This window comes from Flavobacterium sp. ENC (genome assembly GCF_020991415.1).
Lineage (GTDB): Bacteria > Bacteroidota > Bacteroidia > Flavobacteriales > Flavobacteriaceae > Flavobacterium.
This window is the reverse complement of record NZ_JAJMOY010000001.1, coordinates 18999-31071: the sequence shown is the minus strand read 5'-3', so window position 1 is coordinate 31071 and position 12073 is coordinate 18999. Positions and strand designations below refer to the sequence as shown.

At 36.1% G+C, this 12073-nt stretch carries 11 protein-coding genes; 8 read left to right on the top strand and 3 right to left on the bottom strand.

Annotation, left to right across the window (positions count from 1 at the left end; translation table 11 throughout):
* Positions 1-60 precede the first annotated feature (60 nt).
* Positions 61-1479 (bottom strand): aldehyde dehydrogenase family protein, encoded by a 1419-nt coding sequence (locus tag LPB89_RS00115; RefSeq protein WP_230699730.1) that lies wholly within the window; start codon positions 1477-1479, stop codon positions 61-63.
* A 166-nt stretch (positions 1480-1645) separates the two neighbouring features.
* A complete protein-coding gene (locus LPB89_RS00110) occupies positions 1646-2470 on the bottom strand; it encodes a universal stress protein (RefSeq protein ID WP_230699729.1) in 825 nt (274 codons plus the stop codon).
* Between the two features lie 175 nt (positions 2471-2645).
* On the opposite strand from LPB89_RS00110, the gene rimP reads away from it, so the two are divergent.
* The 8 genes from rimP (at position 2646) to LPB89_RS00070 (ending at position 11525) form a co-directional block, all read left to right on the top strand.
* Positions 2646-3110 carry a ribosome assembly cofactor RimP gene (gene rimP / locus LPB89_RS00105; protein ID WP_230699728.1) on the top strand — a complete coding sequence of 155 codons (465 nt, stop codon included), beginning with the start codon at positions 2646-2648 and terminating at the stop codon, positions 3108-3110.
* 13 nt (positions 3111-3123) lie between these two features.
* Entirely contained in the window at positions 3124-4377 is a 1254-nt protein-coding gene (gene nusA / locus LPB89_RS00100) for a transcription termination factor NusA (RefSeq protein ID WP_127337718.1), read from the top strand.
* A gap of 48 nt (positions 4378-4425) precedes the next feature.
* Entirely contained in the window at positions 4426-7323 is a 2898-nt protein-coding gene (gene infB, locus LPB89_RS00095) for a translation initiation factor IF-2 (RefSeq protein WP_230699727.1), read from the top strand.
* Positions 7324-7468: 145 nt separating this feature from the next.
* Entirely contained in the window at positions 7469-7978 is a 510-nt protein-coding gene (locus LPB89_RS00090) for a DUF4920 domain-containing protein (RefSeq protein ID WP_230699726.1), read from the top strand.
* A 273-nt stretch (positions 7979-8251) separates the two neighbouring features.
* On the top strand, positions 8252-9562 hold the full coding sequence (locus LPB89_RS00085; protein ID WP_230699725.1) for a hypothetical protein: 1311 nt from the start codon (positions 8252-8254) through the stop codon (positions 9560-9562).
* Between the two features lie 12 nt (positions 9563-9574).
* Positions 9575-10045: a hypothetical protein gene (locus LPB89_RS00080; protein WP_230699724.1), complete on the top strand. Its 471-nt coding sequence runs from the start codon at positions 9575-9577 to the stop codon at positions 10043-10045.
* Positions 10046-10158: 113 nt separating this feature from the next.
* The gene (locus tag LPB89_RS00075; protein WP_370635424.1) at positions 10159-10386 is read left to right on the top strand and encodes a DUF4920 domain-containing protein; all 228 of its coding nucleotides are present in this window, start codon (positions 10159-10161) and stop codon (positions 10384-10386) included.
* A 365-nt stretch (positions 10387-10751) separates the two neighbouring features.
* Positions 10752-11525, top strand: coding sequence for a phosphatase PAP2 family protein (locus tag LPB89_RS00070; RefSeq protein WP_230699723.1), 774 nt, complete (start codon positions 10752-10754; stop codon positions 11523-11525).
* 118 nt (positions 11526-11643) lie between these two features.
* Here the strand turns inward: LPB89_RS00070 and LPB89_RS00065 are convergent, their stop codons facing one another.
* On the bottom strand, positions 11644-12033 hold the full coding sequence (locus LPB89_RS00065; protein ID WP_230699722.1) for an SPOR domain-containing protein: 390 nt from the start codon (positions 12031-12033) through the stop codon (positions 11644-11646).
* Between the last annotated feature and the right edge of the window lie 40 nt (positions 12034-12073).

The window sequence follows — 12073 nt, the reverse complement described above, 5'->3', positions numbered from 1 at the left end:
TAAAGTTACTAAAAAGACACAGAAAATTGGGTTTGCAAAATTTTCTGTGCCTGAAAGTTGTTATTTTCTAATCAGTGTTCTTGGTTCTAAATAAGCTTCTAGCCCGAGAATCCCGAATTCCCTGCCAATTCCGGATTGTTTGAATCCCCCAAAAGGCGCCATAGAATCATGGCCGAGTACATTAACCTGAACACGTCCCGCATTTATTTGTGACGCAACGCTGTAAGCTCTCTCTTCGTTTTCGGAACTTACATAAGCTTGTAATCCATAAGTAGTGTCATTGGCGATTTCGATAGCTTCTTCTTCTGTTTTATAAGTAATAATAGATAAAACCGGCCCGAAAATTTCTTCTCTTGCAATTCTCATCTGATTATTTACGTTTACAAAAACGGTTGGTTTTACAAAGTTTCCGCTTTCCAGTCCTTCGGGTTTTCCTAAACCGCCGATTAGTACTTTAGCACCTTCATCAATTCCGATCTGGATGTAATTTTGCACACGGTCGTATTGTTTTTGACTCACCATTGGTCCAACCGCAGTAGTTTCGTTTTTCGGATCGCCAACGATGGTTTTAGCTACTACCGTTTTTACTAAGTTTTTCACATCTTCTAATTTATGTTCAGGCACTAATAAACGTGTTCCTGCAATACAGGCCTGTCCGCTATTCATGAACGCCGCGGCGATTGCCATCGGAATTGCTTTTGATAAATCGGCGTCGTCAAGAATGATATTCGGTGATTTTCCGCCCAATTCCAAAGTGATGCGTTTCATAGTATTCACTGCTTCTTTGGCGATCATTTTGCCCACCACAGTGGAGCCGGTAAACGAAATTTTTGCAATATCCGGATTACGGCTAATTTCCGCGCCAACAACTTCGCCCAGGCCATTCACGATATTAAACACGCCTTTTGGCAATCCGGCTTCATGAAAACATTCCAGTATCAACTGGGTTTGCTGAGCACTCATTTCACTTGGTTTGATTACAGCCGTACAGCCTGCCGCAATTGCAGTAGCTAATTTTCCGCAAATAAAACCGTTACTCGAATTCCACGGAATAATAATTCCGACAACTCCGACCGCTGCCATCTGTACTTCAGATTCCCCCATTGTTTTATGGAAAGAATAGGTGTTTAGTAATTTGATCGCTGAAGCGAAGCTATTTAGCATGTAACCGTAGCTGATTGTAGCAAATTGAAAAGTCCCTCCGTACTCTTCAGTTGTAATGTCAATAAATTCCTGTTTTCTTTTTTCGATGGAAGCCTGCATTTTTTCTAAATACATGATTCTTTCTTCCGTAGTGGTTTTGGAAAACGTTTTGAAAGCATTCTTTGCTGCGGCTATTGCGTCCAGTGTGTCTTCGATGTTTCCTAAAACTACTTCGCCTAATTTTTTATTGGTAGTAGGGCTGATAAGGTCAAAACGATCTTTTCCTTTTGGAGTTACGAATTCTCCATTAATATAAATCTTGTCAATTGTTCTCATGTTTTTTTATTTATGATTTTATTTGACAAAGGTCGGCAGGAATATAAGGTTCGACTTTGTTGGAAAGCTCAAAGTGACTTTGTTGAAAAGCTCATTTTTGCCAGGTTGAAAATAAAAAAAAAGCCTCTCACAGGAGAAGCTTTATGGCTTGGAACAGAAAATTTAATTAAATTTTAAAAGTAACAACCGGCTTTATAGCGTGATTAACTAAGCCTTCGCTAATGCTTCCATTGAAAAAATGAGCAAATCCTGTTCTTCCGTGCGTGCACATTCCGATAATATCAGCATTTATAGCGTTAGAAAAGTTAATAATCCCTTTTTCGATATTGGTGTCATTATAAATATGGGTCGAGTAGTTGGTCAGGCTGAATTCCGCGACAAATTCATTCATGGCTTTTTCGATGGTGTGTGTCGGTTTGAAACTATTGGGTGTACAAATCGTAACTAAAAGTATTTTTGAGTCGAAAAATTTAGTGAAGCCAAGGAATTTTTCGAATGGTTTTCTGGTTTCATCTGAAAAATCTGACGCAAAAACTATGGTGTCCGGATTGAAATCGGAAATATCTTTTTTGATCACTAAAACAGGAATCTCTGAATTTCGAACTACTTTTTCGGTATTGGATCCGATTAATAATTCTTCTATACCCGAAGCGCCGTGCGATCCCATTATGATTAAATCTATTTCGTAATCCTGGCTTACTTGTGAGATACCGTGTACGGGCTTGTCCATCTTTACGATTTCCGTAACGGGAATTCCGTCCAGATAGGGTCTCGCGGAGACTTCGTCAAGCATTTCGTTGGCTTTTTTCATGAAGAGCATTGTTTCGGGAATGCTTGCGCCTCCTGTAATAGCGTCACTCATTTGATGCGGCAGTTCGAGCATATGTAAAATTACGATTTCAGAATCATTTTTTTTGGCAATTTGAGAAGCAACTTTTAAGGCGTTTTCTGCATGTTCTGAAAAGTCAGTAGGTACTAGAATTCGTTTCATAATTTTTGGGATTAAATAATGTGAATTTCCTTTATTTTAATGCTTACATAAAGATAAGAAATATTTTCTTCGCCATCTATTTATTTTGATTTATAAAAAAAACACTATATTTGCACCGTTATTTATTAAAATCTAAATAATGAGGGGACTAAGTGTCCCCTCTTTTTATAAAATTATGACATTTAAAGAAAAAGTAAACGCATTAATTACAGAAGCTCTTCTGGAAAAGCCATCAATCTTTCTGATTGATTTATCTATTTCTGATTCTTTTAAGATTAGTGTGGGTTTAGACGGAGATAACGGAGTGGCATTGCAGGATTGTATTGATATTAGTCGTGCAATCGAGAATAATCTGGATCGTGAAGAGCAGGATTTTTCGCTGGAAGTAGCATCAGTTGGAGTAGGATCTCCTTTGAAAATGACAAGGCAATACAAGAAAAATATTGGTAGAACGTTGATTGTTACTACAAATACTGAAAAAATTGAGGCAGAATTAGTGGAAGCTAACGATGTTTTTATAATTTTGTCTTGGGAAGCAAGAGAACCGAAAAAAGTAGGAAAAGGAAAAGAAACAGTTCAAAAAGAGCAACAAATACCTTATACAGAAATTAAAGAGGCAATTGTTACAGTAACATTTTAATTAAAGAATTCGCATGGAAAATTTAGCATTAATCGATTCATTCTCAGAGTTTAAAGATAATAAACTTATTGATCGTGTAACGCTTATGGCAATTTTAGAGGATGTGTTTAGAAATGCATTGAAGAAAAAATACGGTTCTGATGATAACTTCGATATTATCATAAATCCTGATAAGGGAGATATGGAGATCTGGAGAAGAAGAGTAATCGTTGCTGATGAAGATTTGGATTTTGAAAACGAAGAAATTACCTTGACTGAAGCCAGAATGATCGAAGCGGATTTTGAAATTGGTGAAGAAGTTTCCGAAGAAGTTAAATTGATTGATTTAGGAAGAAGAGCTATTTTGGCCTTGCGTCAAAACCTGATTTCTAAAATTCATGAACACGATAATACGAATCTTTATAAGCAATTTAAAGATATTATTGGCGATATTTACACCGCAGAAGTACATCACGTACGTCCAAGAGTTGTAATTCTTGTTGATGATGAAGGAAATGAGATTGTGCTTCCGAAGGAAAAACAAATTCCATCTGACTTTTTCCGTAAAGGAGATAATGTTCGTGGAATTATTGAAAGCGTTGAATTAAAAGGAAACAAACCTCAAATTATTATGTCAAGAACTTCCGAGAAGTTCTTAGAGAAATTGTTTGAACAGGAAATTCCTGAAGTATTTGACGGTTTGATTACCGTTAAAAATGTAGTTCGTATTCCGGGTGAAAAAGCAAAAGTAGCGGTAGATTCTTATGATGACAGAATTGACCCTGTTGGAGCTTGTGTGGGTATGAAAGGATCCCGTATTCACGGAATTGTTCGTGAGTTAGGAAACGAAAATATCGATGTAATCAACTATACAAGTAATATTCAGTTGTTTATTACAAGAGCATTAAGCCCTGCAAAAGTTTCTTCTATCAAAATTGATGAGGAAAATAAAAGAGCCGAAGTGTTCTTAAAACTGGAAGAAGTTTCTAAAGCCATTGGTAGAGGTGGTCATAATATAAAATTGGCTGGTCAGCTGACGGGTTACGAATTAGACGTTATTCGTGAAGGAGACGTTGCGGGTGCAACTGCAGATGAAGACGATGTTGAATTAACAGAGTTTTCAGATGAAATCGAAGACTGGGTAATAGAAGAATTTGCTAAAATAGGCTTAGATACTGCAAAAAGTATTTTAAAACAAGAAGTAGAAGACTTAGTAAGAAGAACAGATTTAGAAGAGGAAACTATTCTTGATGTGATGAAAATACTAAAAGAAGAGTTTGATAGCTAGTTATCTGCTCTAACAACACAACGAAAAAGGTAATAATAAAAAGGTTATATGTCTGAAGAGAGAGTAATAAGAATAAACAAGGTTTTAAGGGAATTAAATATTTCGTTAGAAAGAGCTGTTGATTATCTAAAAGATAAGGGAATTGCTATTGACGCAAATCCGAATGCAAAAATTTCTGATAGCGAATTTAATATCCTACAAAGCCAATTTGCGGGCGATAAGGGGAATAAGGAAGCTTCGAAAGAGGTAGGAGAAGAGAAAAGAAAAGAGAAAGAAGCATTACGTGTAGAGCGTGAGAAAGAAATTGAGGACAAACGCAGACAAGACGAAGAACGCCAGAAACAACAAGAGGTTATAAAAGCCAAAGCTGTTGTGACAGGACCAGTTCAGGTTGGTAAAATAGATTTAAACCCAAAGAAACCTGAGAAGCCTGCAGCTGTTTCTGCTCCTGCAGAGGAGCCGGTAAAAGCGGAAGAACCTAAAGTTGTTGTTGCTGCTCCATCTCAAGAGGAAAAACCTGTTCAAAAAGAAGTAGTGCAGCCTGAGCCAACAGCTCCTGTAGTTGCTGAGAACAAAGTTGAAAAACCTATTATTACAGAGAAAAAAGAAGTAAAAGTGAATGCCGAAACTTCGGCGCCAAAAGTGGCCCAGGAACCGGTTGTATCAACTGATCCTGCAACTGCAGAGGAAACGATCACTACTCAATATCAAAAGTTATCAGGAACGACACTTACAGGTCAGACAATTGATTTATCTCAATTTAACAAGCCTAAGAAAAAGAAAGAAGATCCGAAGATAACTCCAAATAAACCGGGAGCTCCGGGGGCAGGAAATAATGCTAACAAAAATAAGCGTAAAAGAATTGCTCCTAAACCAGGAACACCGGGTGCGCCAAAACCTGCAACAGGAAATGCGCCGGGAACACCGAATCCTAATAAGATTACACCAAATACAGGTGGAGGAGGCTTTAATGCTAACAGAAGTGCAAGACCAGGTTTTGTAAAAGGAAACCGTCCTGCAATTGTTGCTAAAGTTGAGCCTACTGAAGAGGAAGTAAAAAACCAAATTAGAGAAACTCTTGAAAAACTTCAGGGGAAAGGTGGAAAATCAAAAGCAGCTAAATACAGAAGAGACAAAAGAGATACGCACCGTCAGAAATCTGATGAAGAGCAAAGAGCAATTGACGAAGGAAGTAAAACAATTAAAGTTACCGAGTTCGTTACTGTTGGTGAAATTGCGATCATGATGGATGTGCCGATTACTAAAGTAATTGGAACTTGTATGTCACTTGGAATCATGGTTACCATGAACCAGCGTTTAGATGCTGAAACTTTGACCATTGTAGCCGATGAATTTGGTTATGAAGTTGAGTTTATTACAGTTGATATCGAAGATGCCATTGAGGTAATTGAAGATAAAGAAGAAGATTTAGTAGTAAGAGCACCGATTGTAACTGTAATGGGTCACGTCGATCACGGTAAAACATCTTTACTGGATTATATCCGTAAAGAAAATGTTATCGCTGGTGAGTCCGGAGGTATTACACAGCACATTGGAGCTTACGGGGTAACTTTAGATAATGGTCAGAAGATCGCATTCTTAGATACACCGGGTCACGAGGCGTTTACCGCGATGCGTGCACGTGGAGCGCAGGTTACGGATATTGCTATTATCGTAGTTGCGGCGGATGATGATATCATGCCACAAACAAAAGAGGCTATTTCTCACGCACAGGCTGCGGGAGTGCCAATTATATTTGCAATCAATAAAATTGATAAACCAAACGCGAATGTTGAGAAAATCAAAGAACGTCTGGCTGGTATGAATTTACTTGTTGAAGATTGGGGTGGAAAAATTCAGTCACATGATATTTCTGCAAAAGTTGGAACAGGAGTAAAAGAATTACTGGAAAAAGTTTTATTGGAAGCTGAAATTTTAGATTTAAAATCAAATCCAAATAAAGCTGCACAGGGAACTGTTGTTGAGGCTTTCCTAGATAAAGGAAAAGGATATGTATCAACAATTTTAGTTCAACACGGAACTTTAAAAGTTGGGGATTATATGTTAGCTGGTAAGCACCATGGTAAAATTAAAGCCATGCATGACGAACGCGGGCATATTGTTAAAGAAGCAGGTCCTTCGACTCCGGTATCAGTATTAGGTTTAGATGGTGCAGCTACTGCAGGTGATAAGTTCAATGTGTTTGAAGATGAAAAAGAAGCAAAACAAATTGCCTCTAAACGTTCTCAGTTAATGCGTGAACAATCTGTACGTACGCAACGTCATATTACGCTTGATGAAATCGGTCGTCGTATTGCACTTGGTCAGTTTAAAGAATTGAACGTAATCCTTAAAGGAGACGTTGATGGATCTGTTGAAGCATTATCAGATTCGTTCTCTAAACTTTCTACAGAAGAAGTTCAGATTAATATCATCCATAAAGGTGTTGGAGCAATTACCGAAACTGACGTTATGTTGGCTTCTGCTTCTGATGCGATTATCATTGGATTTAACGTTCGTCCTGCCGGAAATGCGAGACAACTTGCAGATAAAGAAGAAATCGATATCCGTTACTATTCTATTATCTACGCAGCTATCGATGACTTGAAAGATGCGATGGAAGGAATGTTGGCTCCTGAGATGAAAGAAGAAATTTTAGGAACTGCTGAAATCCGTGAGATTTTCAAAATTTCTAAAGTAGGTTCTATTGCCGGATGTATGGTGATGGATGGTAAAATCATGAGAACTTCTAAAATTAGAGTGATCAGAGAAGGAGTAGTAGTGCATACAGGTGAGCTTGTAGCATTGAAACGTTTCAAAGATGATGTAAGAGAAGTTTCAAAAGGTTACGATTGTGGTATCCAGATTAAAGGTTACAATGATATCGAAGAAAGAGATGTTATTGAAGCATACCATGAAGTGGCTATCAAAAAGAAATTGAAATAAGATTCAATCTTAATATTATAAAGTCCCAATTTATGTTGGGACTTTTTTTTGTGCTTGTCTTTTCGAAAGAGTATTGTTTTTAAGTGAGGGGGAATTTTTATTTATTTCAGATTTTAATGTTATTTTTGATTAAAATTATTTGACTATGAGACGATTTATATATTCAGGACTTCTTTTTTTAAGTATTTCTACTTTATCTTTTTCACAAGAAGCTGTAGAGAAGAAATCTCCACCGGCAGGAAATGCATTAGTGGGGGATTATTACGGTTCCGATGTTTCTAAAGCATCTGAAAACAAAGCAATCTCGGTTGAGAAACTGGAAAGCGGATTGAAAAATTCGAAAAAAGTAGAAAATGTTGCTGTAAAAGGATTGGTAACTGATGTTTGCGAAAAAAGAGGATGCTGGCTGACTCTTAAAACAGAAGACGGCTCTCCTTTCTTTGTTAAGATGAAAGATTATGCCTTTTTTGTACCAACGGCTTTAAAAGGAAAAAATATTGTTTTGGAAGGGGTTGCCGAGAAAAAAATCACTTCTGTTGAAGAGCTGAAGCATTACGCAAAAGATGCTAAAAAAACGCAATCAGAAATTGATGCTATTATAGCACCAAAAGAAGAAATACGCTTTATGGCTGATGGAATTAAGGTGGTGAACTAAACCTTTCTTTAATTTCAAATGAATAACTACTTATGAAGTCTCAACGAAAGTTGAGGCTTTTTTATTTAACAATACTCTAATTTTTATTTTAGGGCTTAAAATATATAAGTTTATTTTTATAAGTTTTTTCTTTTATTTTTAAAATTAACATATGAAAAATCTTATTTTTTGTAAAAATATTTATATTTACAAAAAATAAGATTTTAGATGAAGATGAAAAAGTCAGTCAGACCATTTTTAAAAATTAGTTTTATCTTAGTGATAACATTTTTAATGCTTAATTGTAGTGATGAATCTCATGACAGTACCGCTGCAAGAACCGAATTAGACTTTCAGTCAGCCCAACTGGAAACAGTTCCTCTGAAAAAATCGTTTGATTTTTTTAATGAATTAAATAATGAGCAAATAAACAAAAAAGCTGTAGATGTTAATATTGATCTAAAAATTGATTTATCCTCTTTAGAACAAGTGGCCATCACAGATACAGATGCTAAATTAAATATTGCGACTGCTACGACCGGATTGGAAGGAGTAGAGACGCAAATTTTGCAAATTAAAATAAATGGAGAAGTGCAGACAGTTTTGTTTCATCGCATCCCTGAAAACAGAAAAGCTTCTGTGACTGCCAGAGCGCCCGATGACAATGCAGAATTTACGGGCCGTATCTATTCTACTAATTTAAGAGGTGAAGTACTTAGTGGTTTTAAATTCGAGAAGGGAATTGTTACGAATGTGAATATTCCTTCGGCTTATATTAAAGATCCTGTTCCGTTAAAAGAAGTTGTTGTTAAAAACACCTACATAGCACCCGTAACAAATGATGCCTATACAAGGATGAATTATCAGTTTGTGCGAACGCAAAACAATGGTTCTGCAATGGGTATCGCTTATGCTGCTTATTACAGCAGGTTAAATATAAAAAATTTTGATGATGGAATTAATGATTCTCAACTAGCGCCTTGTTTGCAAAAAATTCTTGATGATTTAAAAAAAACGGGTGCCAGTCCGGGTAACATGATTACTAATTTTACTAATGATCCCTGGAATTCAACCAGATTTAACTGGACAGTGAAAAGTGGAACAATAAAAGGGGTTCAGTCTACTACGGGTCAAACCTTAGCTTCTTATAATCTGGCTACTGGTGTTACGACTACGTTTAATTCTGATGCTTGGCCGAATGCGACAGATTTGTCTTGGGCCAGAACCATGTTACATGAATCAATTCACGCTTATTTAGTTGTGTATTATAATGTAAATGAGCCAAGCTGGAAAGCTACTTATCCTGAAATGCTTAAAGATTGGGAAATTAGAGGTCTGAATATAGCGCATCATGAAGAAATTGCCAAGACTTTAGTCGTACAGGTTGGTAATGCTTTAGAAGCGTATGGTTTAAGTAAAGGTTATAAGCTGGATAAGCAATTTTATCAGGATATGGCGTGGGGAGGTTTACATGAAACAAATGCCTTTAAAGCATTATCGAAAAGTGATCAAAAAAGGATTTCAAATACTGTCACTGTGGAGTTGAAGGGAACAGATGTCGATGGAGATGTAAAAAGTCAAAAAGGTAAAAAGACGGGATGTTAATACTAATTTATCATGAAAAGGAATAATTATATTTTATCATTAGCTTTTTTATTTATTTTGGGCGGATGTTCGATGTTTAAAAATGAACTGATCTCAACAAGTAACAAAGGAGGCTATAAAATAGCAGTGATCAAAAAAAAAATTAAACAGAATCCTAATGAACTTATGATCAAGGGAAGAGTGTTTGATGTTAAAACGGGTAGTATATTAAATTCTGAAACACGATTAGATATAGTGTGTTCTAAAATTCTGGCCTCCTCGAAAGGGGAATACACTTATAAACTTACAGTAGTAAAAGGAAATAAATTTAAACTTTCTAAAGAAGATTATTTTTTCATAGAAGCAATTTCTTTAGGTTATAAAACCATCCGAACAGATTATTTAGAATTTGATGATGTAAATGAGGTGCAGATTGATTTTTATCTGGAGGAAGAGGATAGGCCACTTATTAATTGTGAAGGAGTATTAGATCCTTATAAATAATTGTAGTTTCTGTCAATTGTATATTTCTGTAGTATAAATGTATGTGATTTATTTGATATGAATAAAAGAAGTTAGGATTTATTGGTATTGATTTCCTTTTTGTTTGTCCAGGGATGTTCTTCTTTGAAAAAGGAGGATGCTGGCTAACTATTAAAACAGAAGACGGCTCTCCTTTCTTTGTTAAGATGAAAGATTATGCCTTTTTTGTACCAATGGCTTTGAAAGGAAAAAATGTTATTTTAGAGGGTGTTGCTGAGAAAAAAATACCTTCTGTTGAGGAGCTGAATCGATGCTATTACAGCACCAAAAGAAGAAATTCGATTTGTAGCAGATTGAATTAAGGTGGTAGAGTAAGGGAGTTGTCAAATTATAGCTCCATGAATATTTTAAGGTCTCAACGAAAGTTGGGACTTTTTTTGTTTTGCTGAGATAAGAATACGGACTGTGAAGATTTGGAATTTGAGTAAGGAAGTTTTACAGGTTCGTATGGTATTTCTGTTTGTAAGGGAGGTCTTGTATTTTATCCCTGTAGAATGTTCTCTGATGCTGTAAAAGGTTTTATTCGACTTTGAATATATTGTTTCAATTTGTAAAGTGAAACGAAAATTGAGAATAGGTAATAGTTTTATTAAGTGTATATTGATTAATTTGTAAGATTTTTGTTTATTTTTGGAATAAATAAAAATCTAAGGGATGAAGATTTTATATGAGATTAAAGCTATTTCATATTGTCAGGACACTTGTTGGTGAAAAATTCGGGTCTAAAAGTGCTGTTCAAAAGTTTACAAACGTTGAGGAACTGAGAACAGTAATGCCGGATTTGTTGCATGGTTATCTGTCTGATGAAGAAATGCCAAATAGTTTGATTTTGTTGGCTCCACCACCAAAACCCGCTTCTGAAACATTCAAATTTGACCTGGAGTATGCTAAGAAAGTTTCGAAATCTAGAGATCAGATTCGTTTTTTGCAAGCTGTTAGCGATGCTAATTTGTCTTTTCCCTATGCGGTGAAATCCTTCCAGGCGACTTTGGGAATTGAGATCAGTGAAACACTAACACCAAAATTGTATCATCTTATGCGGCGAGTAATGACTGATGCGGGCTTGTCTACTTATACGGCCAAGAATTTTTACAATCGAGAACGTCCGTTCGTAGTTAACAAAGTCAAAACATGCACACCTGAACAAGAAGAAGTATTGCGTAAGGTGGGGTCTTTTCCTTCGGGGCATGCAGCAGTAGGCTGGGCATGGGCATTAGTGTTTGGTGAAATTTTTCCTGATAAAGAAGAGGTAATTCGTAAACGCGGACATGATTTTGGAGAGAGCCGGATTATTTGTAATGCGCACTGGCATAGTGATGTTGAGAAAGGAAGAGAAATGGGTAAGGCTACCGTAGATTGTCTTTGGGAAAATGAGGCTTTTCAGACTGATCTGGCACTGGTTAAAGAAGAAGTATTTCAGATTCTCCATTCGTCGAAATAGGAGAGATTAGTGTTATGTACAGAAAAAAGAAAGTCCCAGTCTCGGTTACAGGAATCAGTTTGAAACTGAAAACCGTGACCGAGACTGAGACTTTTTGATGAATTTGTCCCGTTGGTGATTACTTGCCGGGTTTCAATAAAAAAACACTTTTATATCTCTTCTTTATTTCGACTAAGTTTCTCTCCGCTTCGATTCTGGTTTTAAAATTCCCAACAATAACTTTATAGTTCGGTGTGTTAAAAATAATCGTTCCGTCAACTGTATAAAACTCTCTTTTGAAATCGGTTAGCGTTTTTTTTGCTTCCTCGCTTTTTCCGCTAAAAATTTGAATTCGGTAAGTGTCATTTGTACTTATTGATGTGTTAATTTTGCGTTTGTCGTTTAGTAACTGCTCAAATTTTGGGTCCTGATTTAGTGTTAAATTTTGGTCTTGAGCATGAATATTATAAGCTAAAGTTAGCATTGTTAATGTTAAGAAAACTCTTGTGGACGGGGTTAAAATTCTCATAATGTGATGGTTTTTATGCAAAAATAGTATTTAAAGTTTA